Annotated in this window: 14 protein-coding genes; 7 read left to right on the top strand and 7 right to left on the bottom strand. The window is 64.2% G+C overall.

The annotated features are described in order from the left end of the window. Nucleotides 1–52: 52 nt before the first annotated feature. Nucleotides 53–1,465 carry a PLP-dependent aminotransferase family protein gene (locus DBIPINDM_RS30650; protein ID WP_258582709.1) on the top strand — a complete coding sequence of 471 codons (1,413 nt, stop codon included), beginning with the start codon at nucleotides 53–55 and terminating at the stop codon, nucleotides 1,463–1,465. A gap of 41 nt (nucleotides 1,466–1,506) precedes the next feature. Here DBIPINDM_RS30650 and DBIPINDM_RS30645 read toward each other — a convergent pair whose 3' ends face one another. Beyond that, nucleotides 1,507–2,934, bottom strand: a complete 1,428-nt coding sequence (locus DBIPINDM_RS30645) for a LuxR C-terminal-related transcriptional regulator (protein WP_258582708.1) — start codon at nucleotides 2,932–2,934, stop codon at nucleotides 1,507–1,509. 166 nt (nucleotides 2,935–3,100) lie between these two features. Here DBIPINDM_RS30645 and DBIPINDM_RS30640 point away from each other — a divergent pair, with 166 nt between their 5' ends. After that, nucleotides 3,101–3,355 (top strand): DUF1127 domain-containing protein, encoded by a 255-nt coding sequence (locus tag DBIPINDM_RS30640; RefSeq protein ID WP_258582707.1) that lies wholly within the window; start codon nucleotides 3,101–3,103, stop codon nucleotides 3,353–3,355. A gap of 153 nt (nucleotides 3,356–3,508) precedes the next feature. Here DBIPINDM_RS30640 and DBIPINDM_RS30635 read toward each other — a convergent pair whose 3' ends face one another. After that, on the bottom strand, nucleotides 3,509–4,003 hold the full coding sequence (locus tag DBIPINDM_RS30635) for a hypothetical protein (RefSeq protein WP_258582706.1): 495 nt from the start codon (nucleotides 4,001–4,003) through the stop codon (nucleotides 3,509–3,511). A 109-nt stretch (nucleotides 4,004–4,112) separates the two neighbouring features. Between DBIPINDM_RS30635 and DBIPINDM_RS30630 the strand changes: the two genes are divergently transcribed. After that, nucleotides 4,113–4,709 (top strand): DUF922 domain-containing Zn-dependent protease, encoded by a 597-nt coding sequence (locus DBIPINDM_RS30630; RefSeq protein ID WP_258589383.1) that lies wholly within the window; start codon nucleotides 4,113–4,115, stop codon nucleotides 4,707–4,709. Nucleotides 4,710–4,715: 6 nt separating this feature from the next. On the opposite strand, the gene DBIPINDM_RS30625 is transcribed toward DBIPINDM_RS30630, so the two are convergent. Continuing rightward, nucleotides 4,716–5,249, bottom strand: a complete 534-nt coding sequence (locus DBIPINDM_RS30625; protein ID WP_258582705.1) for an RBBP9/YdeN family alpha/beta hydrolase — start codon at nucleotides 5,247–5,249, stop codon at nucleotides 4,716–4,718. A gap of 108 nt (nucleotides 5,250–5,357) precedes the next feature. On the opposite strand from DBIPINDM_RS30625, the gene DBIPINDM_RS30620 reads away from it, so the two are divergent. Continuing rightward, nucleotides 5,358–5,837, top strand: coding sequence for an Lrp/AsnC family transcriptional regulator (locus DBIPINDM_RS30620; protein WP_258582704.1), 480 nt, complete (start codon nucleotides 5,358–5,360; stop codon nucleotides 5,835–5,837). Nucleotides 5,838–5,847: 10 nt separating this feature from the next. On the opposite strand, the gene DBIPINDM_RS30615 is transcribed toward DBIPINDM_RS30620, so the two are convergent. After that, nucleotides 5,848–7,380, bottom strand: coding sequence for an acid phosphatase (locus DBIPINDM_RS30615; RefSeq protein WP_258582703.1), 1,533 nt, complete (start codon nucleotides 7,378–7,380; stop codon nucleotides 5,848–5,850). Between the two features lie 250 nt (nucleotides 7,381–7,630). Here DBIPINDM_RS30615 and DBIPINDM_RS30610 point away from each other — a divergent pair, with 250 nt between their 5' ends. Together DBIPINDM_RS30610 and DBIPINDM_RS30605 are read left to right on the top strand one after the other, a co-directional pair. Next, complete coding sequence (locus tag DBIPINDM_RS30610; protein WP_258589382.1) at nucleotides 7,631–8,848, top strand: cytochrome-c peroxidase; 1,218 nt, start codon at nucleotides 7,631–7,633, stop codon at nucleotides 8,846–8,848. Between the two features lie 161 nt (nucleotides 8,849–9,009). After that, nucleotides 9,010–11,445 (top strand): putative bifunctional diguanylate cyclase/phosphodiesterase, encoded by a 2,436-nt coding sequence (locus DBIPINDM_RS30605; RefSeq protein ID WP_258582702.1) that lies wholly within the window; start codon nucleotides 9,010–9,012, stop codon nucleotides 11,443–11,445. 82 nt (nucleotides 11,446–11,527) lie between these two features. On the opposite strand, the gene add is transcribed toward DBIPINDM_RS30605, so the two are convergent. Together add and DBIPINDM_RS30595 are read right to left on the bottom strand one after the other, a co-directional pair. Continuing rightward, nucleotides 11,528–12,520, bottom strand: a complete 993-nt coding sequence (add, locus tag DBIPINDM_RS30600) for an adenosine deaminase (protein ID WP_258582701.1) — start codon at nucleotides 12,518–12,520, stop codon at nucleotides 11,528–11,530. Nucleotides 12,521–12,642: 122 nt separating this feature from the next. Then, nucleotides 12,643–13,347 carry an SDR family oxidoreductase gene (locus DBIPINDM_RS30595; RefSeq protein ID WP_258582700.1) on the bottom strand — a complete coding sequence of 235 codons (705 nt, stop codon included), beginning with the start codon at nucleotides 13,345–13,347 and terminating at the stop codon, nucleotides 12,643–12,645. A 127-nt stretch (nucleotides 13,348–13,474) separates the two neighbouring features. On the opposite strand from DBIPINDM_RS30595, the gene gcvA reads away from it, so the two are divergent. Then, a complete protein-coding gene (gcvA, locus tag DBIPINDM_RS30590) occupies nucleotides 13,475–14,374 on the top strand; it encodes a transcriptional regulator GcvA (protein ID WP_258582699.1) in 900 nt (299 codons plus the stop codon). Nucleotides 14,375–14,377: 3 nt separating this feature from the next. Here the strand turns inward: gcvA and DBIPINDM_RS30585 are convergent, their stop codons facing one another. After that, nucleotides 14,378–14,839, bottom strand: a complete 462-nt coding sequence (locus DBIPINDM_RS30585; RefSeq protein WP_258582698.1) for an Lrp/AsnC ligand binding domain-containing protein — start codon at nucleotides 14,837–14,839, stop codon at nucleotides 14,378–14,380. Nucleotides 14,840–14,885 lie beyond the last annotated feature (46 nt).

Below are 14,885 nucleotides of genomic sequence, written 5' to 3'. Positions count from 1 at the left end.
TCTGGCCTGCCAACGATGCCCTGTGATATTGGTCGAGAAAAGGACCAATCCAGTGGATAAAAATCAGACCAATATGCCGGATTGGTCGGCGCTGATCCCGGTTCTGCCGGGCGACGGCCCGCGCAGCCGCGAGCTCTATGCGGCGCTCAGGCGGCTGATCGAGACCGGCGCGCTGCCCGCCGGCGCCAAATTGCCGACCACCCGCGACCTTGCAGGGCGTTTCGGCCTGTCGCGCTCGGCGGCGGTCGCCTGTTTCGAAATGCTCATCTCGGAAGGTTTTGCCGTGGCCAAGGTCGGCGCAGGCACCTTCGTCGCGCCCGACGTGCCGCATCTGCAGGTGACGCTGATCAAGCCGCGCCCGCCGGAGATCGATGCCGCCACGTCGCTGCCTTGCGGCCTCGGCGTGGCGGTGTCCGACCCGCGCACGCTCAACCTGTTCCGCATCCTGCTGTCGCGCCACCTCGCCCGCCCCGGGCCGGAGCATTTCCGCTATGGCGATCCGCGCGGCGGCCTGCCGCTGCGCACCGCGATTGCCACGTATCTGCGAACCGCGCGCGGCGTGCGCTGCGACGCCGGCCAGATCGTGCTGACCTCGGGGACACAGCAAGGGCTCGACCTCCTGGTGCGAACGGCTCTTCGCCCCGGTGATGCTGTCTGGATCGAAAACCCCTGCTATCCCATGGCGCATGCAGCGCTGGCCGGTAGTGGCGCCAGGGTGGTTGGCGTGCCGGTCGACGCCGAAGGGCTCGATCCCGAGATCGGCGAAAGCCTGTGCCCAAAGGCACGCGCGGCCTATGTCACGCCCTCGCATCAATATCCGCTCGGCGTGACGATGACGATGCGCCGCCGCCTCGCCCTGCTCGACTGGGCGCGGCGCAACGATGCCTGGATCATCGAGGACGATTACGACAGCGAGTTCCGCTATGCCGGCCCGCCGCTGACCTCGCTGCAAGGCATGGATGGCGCGAACCGCGTCGCCTATCTCGGCACGTTCTCAAAGGTGCTCTTCCCCGGCCTGCGCATCGGCTATGTCGTGGTGCCGGAGCCGCTGCTCGATGCCGTCATGGCGGTCCGGGCACGCTCCGACCGCTACCCCTCGACACTGGCCGAAGGCGCGCTGACCGATCTCTTGAACGAAGGCCATTTCGCCGCCCATCTCAGGCGCGTGCGCCGCCGCGTGCAAGCCGCGCGCGACGTGCTGGTCGCCGGGCTCGAGGCGCATTGCGGCGATATGCTCGACGTGACCGTTCCCGAACAGGGGCTGCATCTGATGGCGATGGTGAAGGGATCGAGGCCGGACACCGCGATCGTCGAAGCCGCGAAAGCAGCGGGCGTCGGCGCCCGCGCTTTGTCTTCGATGTTCATCGACGGCCCGCTACGCCACGGGCTGGTGCTGGGTTTTTCAGGGTTTTCGGACGAAGAGTTGATGGCGGCCACCGTCAGGCTGGGCCGGATGATGTGGTAGCAACGGGCGATCGTCGGAGCCTATGAAGGAGCCGATCGAGCTCAGGCAAGCTTCGCCAGCTTTGCGGCGTGGCGAATGGCCAGCACGGCATCCGGGTTCGTCACCGGATAGCAGGTGATGAAGCGTTCGACCGAAAAGCCCGGAAATTCGGCTCTCAATCTGGCCTCGGCGGCCGCAGCCTCGCCGGCTTCACCCAAGGCAGCATGCGCCAGCGCCAGGAACATCAGCGTGTTGGGCGAGTCCGGTGAACCTCTGCGAAGCGCCGCAATGGCTTCGCGATGCTTGCCGGCGACGAAAAGGATGCGGGCCTGTATGCCGAAATACCAGGGTGGGGCCAGCGGATTGAGACGCATGGCCCGCTCGATAAGCGGAATTGCCTCGGACGGATCGCCGACGACAAGCGCCTTGCTGCCGGCCAGCAGCGTCAGCGTATCGGCATGGTTGGAGCCATATTCGAAGGCGCGACGATGCGCGCGCTCTGCTCCTTCGAGATCGCCGAGGCATCCCCTGAGATCGCCAAGACAAGTGCAGGCGCGGCTGTACGTCGGGTCGAGCCGGATTGCGTTTTCAATGGCCGTGCGCCAGTTCTCGATCGAACGCTGCATATCGTCGTCGAAACCGTTGCAGGCCTCGATCGCATAGGCATAAGCAAGCTCGACCCAGGCCATGACCAGAGTGGGGTCAAGCTCCAGCGCCCGTGAAAACAGACTGATCGCGGCGACATTGCCGGGGCGGCTGAATATGTTCTGCTGTTCGACACCCAGCAGATAAAGGTCATAGGCCCGCAAGCTGGCGGGCGGCTTGCGGCGAACTGCATTGCGGCCGACCGTGGCCAGCGTGCCAAAACTGCCGGCCAGAACATTGATGACGCTTTCAGTCAGGGTGTCCTGCAGCGTGAAAATGTCCTCGAGCGGGCGGTCGTAGCGCTCGCTCCACAGGCTGACGCCGTTGCGTGCATCGGCAAGCTGGATCGTCAACCGAACCCGCCGGTCGTCGGCGCGCAACTGGCCCGACACGATATAGGCGGCGCCCAGAGCCTTGCCGTCCGCGGCGAAGTCGGCGGGCTTGCTGCCCAGCGATTTCATGGTGTGGAAGGCGATGACCGGTAAATCGGCGTAGCGTGTAAGGTCGATGGTGATGTCCGACGACAGGCCATCGGCAAAGCGGCGCCAGCGCTCCTCGGAATTCAGGCTTTCGATCGGGAATATGGCAAGCACCGGCGGGGCGTCGGGCAAGGGCGACGGCCCGTCCTGCCGCGCGCCGGAGGTGCCGTTAAAGTGCGATGCAAGAGCGACCTTGTTGCGAACGCCAAGCTTGTCGTAAATCGCGGCGAGATGAGTGCGGACGGTCGAGGGGGCGATGAACAGCGCCTCGCCGATCTCGCGATAGGTAAGGCCCGAGGCAAATTTTTCCGCCACCGCGCGCTCGCGGTCGGACAGAGCCGGTGAAGACGTCGCGGTACGATTCATGGCAATTTTCTGCCATTGGACGGACATGGCTTCAACTGTGATGGACGCAGAATACTACAAATGCGGGACCCCAAACACCGCATCTGCCCGATGGTGCGATTGCTGGCCGAGGGCGAAGCTCCTCGCATGCCCTCCGAACAGGGCTGTTCATGCCAAGGAGCGAGCGATGAAAAACATGCTGACCAATGTAGCCGAGTTTTACGGCGCGCTGCAGCTGGAATTTCGCGATCCGCCGGCCAAGGCAACCGGCGCGTCGGGCCGGCCCGGCTTGAGGAGCTTGATCGCGGCCTGGGACGAGCGTGCCTATTTTCGCTGGCAGCTTGCGCGCATGGCGACGGATACGCCCGAACTGGTCGACGACATCGGGCTGACCATGGCTGAAGTCGAGGCGGAGATCGCGAAGCCGTTTTGGCGTCGCTGAACTTACATCCTGGCTCGGGCTTTCCTGCGCCGGCGATTGGCGAAATCGCTGCCCGGTCCACCCTCCGCAGCTGCTGCGGAGGACGTGCAGGGCAATGAGGGGCAGCGCAAGCTTGGATACATCAGGCTCAACGTTACAACAGCGCCCTGCCAATCAATCCGCATCACCGGCGGGCTTCGCCTTGCCGCACTGCGCCAGCACCTTGCCGATTGCCCCGCTTGAACCCTTCAGCGGGAAGCTCATATCGCCATATTTGGCCGCGCTGACTGACACATCGCCCTTCGAACGCAGCAGGTCCAAAAGCGGATCAGCCTTAGCGAGATTGACCACGAGGTAATTGTACATGGCCTCCAGCTGCAGTGTCTTGGTCACCGTCTTGCCGTCGGCCTTGAAGTCGAACGCGCCGCTGATGCCAGGCTCCAGTTGCTGGCCGCTCGCACCGAGGTCGTAGCTCAGCACCGGCGTGTCGAAACAGGTCAGCATCAGATGCGCATCGCCCTTCGGTCCGCCGCAGACCGAGGCCGTCAGCACGCTGCCGCCCTCATCTTCCTCCATCTTGGCAGCCCAGCCGCAGGACGCGGCAAAAGCCGGCTGCGCGGCCTGCAGCGTAGCCACGGCACCGGCGACGATGAGATATCCAGCCCTCATGATTTCCCCCCTGACAATTGCAGCACCCGCCGGCAGCATATAGGAAAAGCGATCCCCTGGCATTGCCTGTTCGGCAAAGTCATGTGGTTCGGGTTTGGAGAGAGCGGTGTTGGGAGCCTGTGTTCGTCTGTGTCTTTTGCTGGCCGCCCTGGTGGCCTTGCCTGTGACCGCCCATGCGCAGTGGAAGCCGGTCGAGAAGGTCGAGACCTACGCCATTTCAGGCCAGTCCGGAGCCGAACTCTATCGCTCGATCGGCGAGAACGGGCCGAATGTCGGTGTTGCCCGCGCCATCGCCCACACCAATTTCAAGCTGACCTGGACCAGGGACTATCAGGCGCGGGCCGGAGCCTGCGTGCTCGTCTCGGCGGAGCCAAAGCTGATCATCACCTACACCTTGCCCAGCCCTTCCGCGCCGCTGCCGCCAGCCATCCAGAAGAACTGGGAGGTTTTCCTTGCCGGCGTCAGCGCCCATGAAAGGGTGCATGGCGCGACCATTGTCGACATGGTGCGCAAGATCGAGGCGGCGACCGTCGGCCTCACGGTTGCCGACGACCCCAAATGCAGCAAGATCCGGACCGAGATGACCAAGCGCCTGTCCGCGCTCTCGCAGGCGCAGCGCCAGGCAAGCCGCGATTTCGACCGTGTCGAACTCGGCCAGGGCGGCAATCTGCAGAAGCTGATCCTTGCCCTGGTGAATGGCGGCTGAGCGCCTTCAGGCCTCGGACACCAGACCCTCGAGAAGCGCAAAACCTTCCGGCCAGTCGCCAAGGCCGCTATCGGCATTGATGTGGCCGAACGATCCAATCACGGTCAAACGGCTGCCCCATTGCCTCGCCCGCGCCTCGGCATACTCCTGCGAGCCATAGGGATCGTCGGTGCTGGTCACCACCAGCGAGGCGAAGCGCAACCGGCCCTCGGGAATTCTGGCAAAGGCCATGCCATATCCAGGAAAGACCGCTGACGCCGGATCGGGAACGCCGACCAGCAAGGCCGCCTTGACAGGCCTTCGCGAAATCTTCTGCCAGTGCGCGATCAGCAGGCAGGACAGGCTGTGCGCGACCAGCACAGGCGGCTCCGGCGCCGCGATCACCGCGCCTTCCAGCGCCGCCAGCCAGTCGGTGAAATCGGGCAGGTCCCAGCTTGAGGGTTGGAAGCGCCGCATCGCCGGATTGGCGCTTTCCCAGCGCGATTGCCAATGCGCCGGACCCGAACCGCCACTACCCGGCAGGATGATGAAATGCGTCATGTCGCCTCGCTCTTATCGATCGATGGTGCATGGTGGCGTCTTGCGCTGGCATCGAGAATGGGAAACCATCGGAAAAATCCCTTTGTTGCCGATGGATTCAAGGTGACCATGAAGAACAGCGATGACCGCGCGCCGCTCGACCCGACCGACATCGCCATCATCGAGGCCATGCAGGAAAACGGCCGCATAGGCATATCGGAGCTTGGCCGGCGGGTCGGCCTGTCGCAGCCGGCGACTTCCGAGCGGGTCAAGCGGCTGGAGGAGCGCGGCGTCATTGCCGGCTACACCGCGGTGATCGATCCGGCGGCCCTTGGCCTCGGCATGATGGCGATCATCCGCGTGCGCACCACGCATGAGCACATCCGCCCGTGCCTGAAGCAGTTCGCCGAAATGCCCGAGATTACCGAGGTGCACCGGCTGACCGGCGAGGACTGCTTCATCCTGAAAGTGGTCGTGCCCTCGCCCGCCCACCTTGAAACCATCGTCGACGCCGTGGCGCGCCATGGTGCGGTCACCACGGCGCTGGTGCTGCGCAGCGAGACGCCGAAGCCGATCGGCCGCGACCTGATCCGGAGATCAGGCGGTTAGCGGCCCAAGCCTACCGGCTGAGATCAAGCGCCGCACTCAGATCTCCCATCGGTGGCTCGCCATTGGCGGCAAGCGCCTTGTCGCGGGCGACGATGCCGGAGAGCGCCGGCAAATCGTAGCGCGCGGTGATGAAGCGCAGGATCGACGTCGTGTCATATTGCGTGTGGTCGACCGTGCCCATCCTGGCATAGGGCGAGATGATGAAGGCCGGGATGCGGTTGCCCGGACCCCAGCGGTCGGCCTTGGGCGGCGCGACGTGGTCCCAGAAGCCGCCATTCTCGTCATAGGTGACGACCACCAGCATATGGCTCCATTGCGGACTCTTCTCCAGATGCGCGACGAGGTCGGCCAGATGCTGGTCGCCCGATGTCACGTCGGCATAGCCGCTGTGCTCGTTGAGATTGCCTTGCGGCTTGTAGAAACTCACCGAAGGCAGCTTGCCGTCGTCGATCGCCTTGATGAACTCGGTGCCGTCCAGGCCGCCATCCCTGAGGTGCTCGGTCCGCGCCGCGGTGCCGGGCGCATAGGCGGCGAAATAGTTGAACGGCTGGTGATGGAACTGGAAGTTCGGCACCGGCGTCGCATTCTTGCCGTCGAGCGTCGCCTGCCAGGCGCCGGCATACCAGGCCCAGTCGATCCTCTTCAGCGACAGCAGGTCGCCGATGGTGATGTCGTGCTGCGGCGGCAGCGTCGTCGGCTGCGCCGGATCGGCCAGGGTCTTGTCGCCGCCCTCGGCCGGCTTGTTGGCGCTCGGCTGGTAGGGCGGCTGCATGGTGTTGACGGCGTAGAAATCGGGCGTGATGGCGCCGTCATTGACGAATTTCGGCGCGCCGCCAAGTGCTGAGGCCGGCGAATTGTCGGCCACCTTCAGCGTCTTGCCATCGGCCTCGACGACCGCGATCTGCCCTTTCACCGGGCTGGTGTCGGCATGCGGATAGACCGGCGCGCAGGCGCAGGCGAGCATGATATGGTTGAGGAAGGAGCCACCGAAGGCGCCCTGGAAGAAATTGTCGGCCAGAACGTATTTCTTGGCCACCGCCCACATCGGCAGGCCGGAGCCGTCATAATGGCCCATGACCAGACCGCCGGAATCGGCCCAGGCGGCGAATTTGTCGTTCTTGCCGCCATCGATCTGCATCTGCTCCTGATAGAAGCGGTGCCAGAGGTCGCGCGTGACGACGGAGGTTTTCTCGTTGAAGCCGCTGGCATCGTCGATGGCGAAGCTGGCATTGGCGAGATGCGCCGACTGCGCCTCGGTTACAACAGGCGTCACCCCCTTGGCGGTCAACCCGCCCCAGGCCGGCGGCAATTCTGAAAGCGGCTTGCCGTCACGGTCAAGCTGGCGCGCCTGATCGGCCGAGACATTGGCCAGGCCGTTGGCGCCGGGGAAACCGCCATAGAGATTATCGAAGCTGCGGTTCTCGGCATAGATGACGACGACAGTGTCGATCTTGTCGTAGCCGGGAGGAGCGGCGTGGGCAGCACCGGCGAACGATGCCAGCGCCGTCGAGGCGAGGCAAAGGGAGAGAAAGGACCTGGTCATGGGAAGATGCCTCGTGGCTGGGGAATGGCTGGAGGACGACACGCATGGGCAACGAAAACGCACGAATGGAGCTACTTCCATGCCTTGTCACCTTTGTGACATTTGCCGACCCCTCGAACACGGTTTCGTGAACGCAAGGCTGGGTCATGAATCCGTTGCACAGGATACTTAGTTGCGGGATCGAAAACGGACTGCAGCTATGGCAATGGGACGATGGAAAAGCCGGGCGGCAGTGATCGCCGCGGCATCGATGGTAAGCTTCGCCGCGCCCGCAAACACGGCGGCACCAGATGGCGTCCACCCCGGCCCGATGTCGCGCGCGCAGGCCTTCGCGCGGGCGCAGGCGCTGACCGCACTTGGCAAAAAAATGTTCTTCGACCCGGCGCTTTCCGCCTCGGGCAAGCAGGCCTGTTCGTCCTGCCACGATCCGCGCCACGCCTTCGGCCCGGCCTCGGCCGCGCCGGTCGAGATGGGCGGGCCAAACCTCGACCGGCCGGGCGTGCGCGCCGTGCCGTCGCTGCGCTATCTGCAGGCCGCGCCCGCCTTCACCGAGCATTTCTACGATTCCGAGGACGAAGGCGACGAGAGCGTCGACAATGGCCCGACCGGTGGCCTGACCTGGGACGGTCGCGCCGACCACGGCAAGGACCAGGCGAAGATCCCCCTGCTCTCGCCCTTCGAGATGGCCAACAAGGATGAAGGCGCCGTCAACGTCGCCTTGCGCAAGGCCGCCTACGCCGGCGAGTTCAAGGCAACCTTCGGCGCCGACGTGTTCGACCATCCGGGTGATGCCTTCGACGCCGCCGCCGAAGCACTCGGCACGTTCGAGCAGAGCGCGCCCGACTTCTATCCCTACTCCAGCCGCTACGATGCTTTCCTCGCCGGCAAGGCTGAGCTCACGGCGCAGGAAATGCGCGGCCGCGCGCTGTTCGAAGACGAGACAAAGGGCAATTGCGCCAGCTGTCATCTCAGCGAACCCGCCAATGACGGCGAGCCGCCGCAATTCACCGATTTCGGCCTGATCGCCATCGCCGTGCCGCGCAATGCGGCGATTCCCGCCAATGCCGATCCCGCCTATGTCGATCTCGGCCTGTGCGGCCCGCTGCGCACCGATTTTCGTGGCCGCACTGAATATTGCGGCCTGTTCAAGACGCCGACCCTGCGCAACGTCGCGCTGCGCAGGAGCTTCTTCCACAACGGCACTTTCCACACGCTGCGCGACGCCGTCGCCTTCTACGCCAGCCGCGACACCGATCCCGGCCACTGGTATCCCAAGAATGCCGACGGCACGGTCAGGAAATACGACGATCTGCCAAAGGCTTACTGGCCGAACTTAAATCAGGATCCGCCCTTCAACGGCAAAAAACCCGGCGACAAGCCAGCGCTAACCGGTGCCGAGATCGACGATATCGTCGCCTTCCTGGGCACGCTTACCGACGCCGACCAGCAGGCGGTGCCAGCGAACTGAACCGCCTTGCCCAGCTTGGCCTGCCCGCCCGCGAAAGAAAGGGTCCGGATTTGCCGGATTTGATGCGCCGCAGCGCTTGGGACCGGTAAAGAAAGACATATCCCATTAGCGCTTCCTAAACCGCTCTCCGGTAATCCTCGTCACTCGATGGTGGGGCGCTGATGAACGCATTCAGGCGAGCGGCCGGATTTGTTGTGATCCTGTTGACCGGCGCGGCGACGCTGGCGGCGTTGCATATCGATGCCCAGCGAAACTTCGCGCTGGCCAAGGAGCGCTATCTCGAGAATTCCCAGGCAGCTTCCAGAGCGACGGCCAAGACCGTCGAAGACGCCTTGCGAGCCGTCTATGAAAATGTGCGGACCTTGACCTATCTGCCCAGCGTCCGAAACCTCGACCGGCACGGCACAAATCTGGGCGACGAAGGCCGCGCGACAATCCAGCAGATCTACAACAACCTCGCCAACAACGTCTCCATTTCCGAGGTTTACTTCCTGCCGCTGGATTTCAACCCGGACCGCTTCGATGCGGTGACCGGCAAGCTCGAGGAGCCGATCCTCCAATTCGACCAGTTGATCGTGAATGCCAAGGCGAGATCCGATGCGGCTGGCAGCGCCAAACACGCGAAGCTGGACGAGAATGCGCTGACCCGCCCTCCGGAAGAGGTCGAGACCTATGAATACCATGAGCTGGCCAAACAACTCGCCTGGCTGAAGACGAACTATCCGAATTCGAGCGCCATTGACGGGTTGAATGTGCCGATTATCGGCACGAAGGAACTCATCACCTGCGACAACACCGATTTCATCCACACCGGCAATGACGCCGATCGCTCAGGCTTCATCCTTTCGGTCCCGGTCTTCGGCCAGGATGGTAGCCTGCGGGGCTCCGTGTCGGCGATCATGCTCACCTCGGCGCTGCGGAAACTGTTGCCGAGCAACGACTACATCATTGTCAATTCAGGCTACGGGTTTGAATCCGACCAGCACAAGATGTCGACAGCCCTGGCGGCGGATTCCCGTGCCTTCACGGCGGCGGACCCCAATCTGATCTATTCCGAAGTCATCCCGCTCTCACTCAACGATCCCAGGAGCGCATGGCGTCTCTGGGCCGGTTTCCCCAACAGCCGGTTCGACAGTAACCTGGACGTCCAGTCCGTGCGTGAATTCGAATTGGCCGGTTATGCGGCGGTCGCGGTGGTCACGCTGCTGGCGCTGGCCTGCTGGTACGCGATCGGGCGGACGATGACGATGCAGGTCGAGGCTGCCGAGACCCTGGAGCGGCGGGTCGAGGAACGCACCGCCGAGATCCAGCACCTGGCCACGCATGACATTCTCACCGGCCTGCCCAACCGAGGCCTCCTCGCCGAAACGATGGACGAGGCATTGAGAAGCCTCAGGGACGGCGAGAAGCTGGCCGTCCATTGCGTCGATCTCGATCGTTTCAAACCGGTCAACGACACGCTCGGCCATCCGGTCGGCGACGAGTTGCTCGGTGCGGTGGCGAAGCGGTTGAAACAACATGCCGGCGAAACCGCCATGGTCGCGAGAATTGGCGGGGACGAGTTCGTCATCCTCCAGCTCCTGCTCGACGGCAACGACGAGGCCGGCGTGCTGGCAAGCCGCGTCATTCATGCCCTGTCCGACGAATTCTCCATCCAGGGCCACAAGATCAACATCGGCGGCAGCATCGGCATCGCCGTCTTCCCCGACGACGGGCAAAATTCGGAAACCCTTATCCGCAACGCCGACCTTGCCTTGTACAAGGCTAAGATGGAAGGCCGCGGGACCTGCAGGTCGTTCGAGCCAGGAATGGACGCGAGACTGCAGGAGCGGCGCCAACTCGAATCCGAACTGGCGCTCGGCGTGAAAAAGGAACAGTTCGTCCTGCACTATCAACCGCTGCACGACGCAAAGACCTCGCAACTCACCGGCTTCGAAGCGCTGGTGCGATGGAACCATCCGCGCCTCGGCCTGCTGCCGCCGTCGGAGTTCATCCAATTGGCCGAGGAGACGGGCGTCATCGACCCGCTTGGCGAGTGGATCATGCGGCGTGCCTGCGCCGATGCCGTGAAATGGCCCCTGCCCGTCAAGGTCGCGGTCAATCTCTCGCCCGCCCAGTTCAAACAACAGGGGCTGCCGCTTCAGGTTGCCGCCGCGCTCGCGGCTTCAGGCCTGCTGCCGTCACGGCTTGAGCTGGAGATCACCGAGTCGGTGCTGCTGGCGAACAACGAAAACACGCTAAACACGCTGCACAGCCTGCGCGACCTCGGCATCTCCATAGCCATGGACGATTTCGGCACCGGCTATTCCTCGCTGAGTTATCTCAGGTCGTTCCCGTTCAACCGCATCAAGATCGACCGCAGCTTCGTCAGCCTGATGTGCGAGAGCAGCGAAAGCCGGGCGATCGTCAAGGCCGTCGCCGAACTCGGCACCACGCTCGGCATGACGACGACCGCCGAAGGCGTCGAGACCGAGGACCAGTACAGGCTGGTCAGGGAGAATGGCTGCACGGATGTCCAGGGCTGGTTGTTTGGCCGTCCAATGCCGGTCTCCGAGCTTCATGCGCTTTTCGAACAGCCGGAAGCCCTGACCGCGTAATCTGCCAGACAGCACGATGGCGACGGACGACGCTGCGCTGGTGGCCGCGCAAGATATTTCTTGGCAAAATCTGCAGCGGCCGTTAGCTCCGCCAGGCCGCCAGATCGGCCTGGATCCGCGCCTTCAGCGCCGGATCGGCGTAGCTCGCCTGCACCGATGTCGCGGCGAGCTGGCGGATGGTTTCGTCATCCCAGGCGAAGGCCTCGGCGCAGGCGGCGTAGGAGGCTTCGAGCGTGGTGTCGAGCAGCGACGGATCGTCGGTGTTGATCGAGACCGGGACACCGGCCTTGCGCAGGACGTCGAGCGGATGTTCGGCAAGCGAGGGATAGACGCCGAGCGCCAGATTGGAGACCGGACAGACGCCCAGGGGAATCTGCCTTTGCGCCAGCAAGTCGACGAGTTCCGGGTCCTCGATCGCCCGCACCCCGTGGTCGATGCGGTCGGCGCCCAGCAGTTCGATGGCGTCGCGAACCCCTTCCGGGCCGCTCGACTCGCCGGCATGAACGGTGCGCCGCAAACCCGCCGCGCCGGCACGGCGAAACGCCTCGGCGAAGCGCGGGCCGGTGCGGCCGGCAGCCGCTTCGTTGCCGTCGATCGACAAGGCGACGACACGCCTGTGCCCGATCGCGCTCAGCAACTCCACCAGTTCGATCGCTTCCGCCGCCGACTGGGTGCGCAGCAGGCTGACGCAAAGCCCGACCGGCGGGTGCCCATCTTGCTCGGCGGCCGCGAAACCCGCATCGAACGCGTCGATCATCCCCGGAATGTTGTTGTACCAGTACGGCCAGTGCGTCGGGTTGACGATGACGTCGGCATAACGCACGCCGCTTCGGCCCATGCGCTGCGCAAACTTGTAGGCCGTCGTGGCGAGCTGCTCGCGCGTGCGGAACGTCCCGCACAACCAGTCGAGCATCTCGAGGAAGCTCTTGAGGTCATGGGCTTCGAAAAGCCTGTCGCGCGGCGCGCGCAACGGAATGCCGGCTTGCTCGCAGTTCCTGATCACATCGTCGGCCTCGAAGCAGCCCTCGATATGGATGTGCACTTCGGCCTTCGGCAATCCGATGAAGTCGGTCAATGATGCCTCCCCTCTTGGCAGGCGCCATCAAACCATGAAACGGCCGGTACCGATTTCAAGAAATGATTGAAAGAATTGCGCATGGGCCACAAGAGTGGCGGAGCTCCGTGCCGGCCGACGCCTCACAGCGCCCGGATAACACCGCCATCGACGCGGATGTTCTGGCCAGTGATGTAGCCGGCGCCTTCCGATGCCAGGAAAGCGATCGTCGCCGCGATCTCCTCGCTCGTCCCGTAACGCTGCATCGGCACGTTGTCGCGGCGCTCTTCGGTGGCCGGCAGGCTGTCGATCCAGCCGGGCAGCACATTGTTCATGCGCACATTGTCGGCGGCGTAAGTGTTGGCGAAGATCTTGGTGTAGGCGGCAAGGCCGGCGCGGAACACGGCCGATGTCGGGAACATCGGGCTCGGCTCGGCGACCCAGGCCGTCGAGATATTGATGATGGCGCCGCCCTTCTGCTTGACCATCTGCGGCGCCACGATGCGCACCGGCCTGACGACGTTGAGCAGATAGACATCCATGCCGGTGTGCCATTGCTCGTCCGTGATCTCGAGGATCGGCGCGCGCGGGCCGTGGCCGCCGCTGTTGACCAGCACGTCGATGCGGCCAAAACGCTCCAGCGTCAGGTCGACCAGGCGCAGCAGGTCGTCATTCGACTGGTTGGAGCCGGTGACGCCGAGCCCACCCAACTCCTTGGCCAGCGCCTCGCCCTTGCCCGACGACGACAGGATGGCGACCTTGAAGCCGTCCGCCGCCAGGCGCTTGGCGGCCGCCGCGCCCATGCCGCTGCCACCGGCCACGACAACAGCCACTTTTTCTACACTCATTGAGTTTTCCTTTTCGGGTTGGCGGGCACCGCTAGCGGTGTTTTTGGGTTGTGGGCGCTGATATAGCTGGTTTTTCCACCCGGTTCGAACCAGAATGCCTGAAATCAACCAGTAGAAAAACTCCTGCATGCCCGAAGCCTTCCTGAGCCTGCCGCCACTGAATGCGCTGCGCGCCTTCGAGGCCTCGGCACGCCATCTCAACTTCCGCATCGCCGCCGAGGAGCTGAACGTCACGCAAGGGGCGGTCGCCCAGCACATTCGCGGCCTGGAGGCCGATCTCGGCACAAAACTGTTCGAGCGGCTGCCGCGCGGCCTGGCGCTGACCGACGAGGGCCGCGCCTATGTGCCCAACATCCGCCGCGCCTTCGACCTGATCTCGGAGGCGACGCTGCTGTTGCGCCCCGAGCCGGCGCGGCTGACGATCAGCGTGACACCGAGTTTTGCCACCAAATGGCTGATCCCCCGGCTGCAGGATTTCATGGCTGGCAACCCGCTGGTCGACCTGCGCGTGCTGGCCAGCGAAAGCCTGTCGAGTTTTCAGGCTGACGGCGTCGACATTGCTGTCAGGCAAGGCCGCCCGCCTTTCGGCGCCGGCCTGATCGTCGACCTGTTGTTTCCCCAGCAGGTCATCGCAATCTGCAGCCCGACCCTGCTGCCGGCCGACACAACCGAAATCGCCGCGGCCGAAATCCAGCACCATGTCCTGCTGCACGATGCGCACAATCTGTGGCCGGAGTTCATGGAAAAGGTCGTCGGCCTGCGGATGACGGCCGAACTGAAACGCATGCGCTTCAACCAGACCAGCCTCGCCATCGACGCCGCCATCGCCGGCCAGGGCATAGCGCTGGCCAGCCGTTTCCTCGTCGCCGCCGATCTCGCTGCCGGCCGGCTGGTCCAGCCGGTCAGCGGCGAAATGCGCGGCACGCAGGATTTCTATGTCGTGATGCCGAGAAAACAGCGCCATCCCGAGCCAACGCAGGCGGTACGGCAATGGCTGCTCGATGCAGGGGAAGGGCCTTTGTCCTGAGCCCTAGATCGGCAGCAACGCGTCCGGCTTCACATTGGCGATCGAGGCGTAGGTATGCGTCTCCCTGACACCCGGCAGCGGCAGGATCACCCGCTGCAGGAAATCCTGGAACATCGCCATGTCGGCGATGCGCGCCTTGACCAGATAATCGAAGCCGCCAACCACCATGTGGCATTCGATGATCTCGGGCGCCCGCAGCACCGCCTCGGCGAAGCGGTCGAAGACATGCGGCGCCGTATGATCGAGCCGCACCTCGATGAAGACGAGTTGCGCCTGCCCGATCCGGGCCGGGTCGAGAACGGCCCGTACCGCCCGGATGAAGCCTTCGGCGAACAGCCGCTTGATGCGTTGCGCCGCCCCGGTCGGCGACAGGCCGACGCGGCGGGCCAGATCAAGCGTCGTGCGACGGCCATCCTCCTGCAACAAGCGCAGCAGCGAGCGGTCGATACGGTCGAGATCGTTCATTTCAGAATTCACACTTCTTGGCGTGAAACAGCGCGATTATCACGCC

The organism is Mesorhizobium sp. AR02 (assembly GCF_024746835.1).
Classification (GTDB): domain Bacteria; phylum Pseudomonadota; class Alphaproteobacteria; order Rhizobiales; family Rhizobiaceae; genus Mesorhizobium.
This window is presented reverse-complemented; position numbering and strand designations above follow the sequence as displayed.

What these genes read in the sequence shown, in the direction of transcription:
- DBIPINDM_RS30645 (WP_258582708.1), bottom strand. Translation starts at nt 2,934, where the DNA reads ATGAATCGTACCGCGACGTCTTCACCGGCTCTGTCCGACCGCGAGCGC.
- DBIPINDM_RS30640 (WP_258582707.1), top strand. Translation starts at nt 3,101, where the DNA reads ATGAAAAACATGCTGACCAATGTAGCCGAGTTTTACGGCGCGCTGCAG.
- DBIPINDM_RS30635 (WP_258582706.1), bottom strand. Translation starts at nt 4,003, where the DNA reads ATGAGGGCTGGATATCTCATCGTCGCCGGTGCCGTGGCTACGCTGCAG.
- DBIPINDM_RS30625 (WP_258582705.1), bottom strand. Translation starts at nt 5,249, where the DNA reads ATGACGCATTTCATCATCCTGCCGGGTAGTGGCGGTTCGGGTCCGGCG.
- DBIPINDM_RS30620 (WP_258582704.1), top strand. Translation starts at nt 5,358, where the DNA reads ATGAAGAACAGCGATGACCGCGCGCCGCTCGACCCGACCGACATCGCC.
- DBIPINDM_RS30615 (WP_258582703.1), bottom strand. Translation starts at nt 7,380, where the DNA reads ATGACCAGGTCCTTTCTCTCCCTTTGCCTCGCCTCGACGGCGCTGGCA.
- DBIPINDM_RS30610 (WP_258589382.1), top strand. Translation starts at nt 7,631, where the DNA reads ATGGTAAGCTTCGCCGCGCCCGCAAACACGGCGGCACCAGATGGCGTC.
- DBIPINDM_RS30605 (WP_258582702.1), top strand. Translation starts at nt 9,010, where the DNA reads ATGAACGCATTCAGGCGAGCGGCCGGATTTGTTGTGATCCTGTTGACC.
- DBIPINDM_RS30595 (WP_258582700.1), bottom strand. Translation starts at nt 13,347, where the DNA reads ATGAGTGTAGAAAAAGTGGCTGTTGTCGTGGCCGGTGGCAGCGGCATG.
- gcvA (WP_258582699.1), top strand. Translation starts at nt 13,475, where the DNA reads ATGCCCGAAGCCTTCCTGAGCCTGCCGCCACTGAATGCGCTGCGCGCC.
- DBIPINDM_RS30585 (WP_258582698.1), bottom strand. Translation starts at nt 14,839, where the DNA reads ATGAACGATCTCGACCGTATCGACCGCTCGCTGCTGCGCTTGTTGCAG.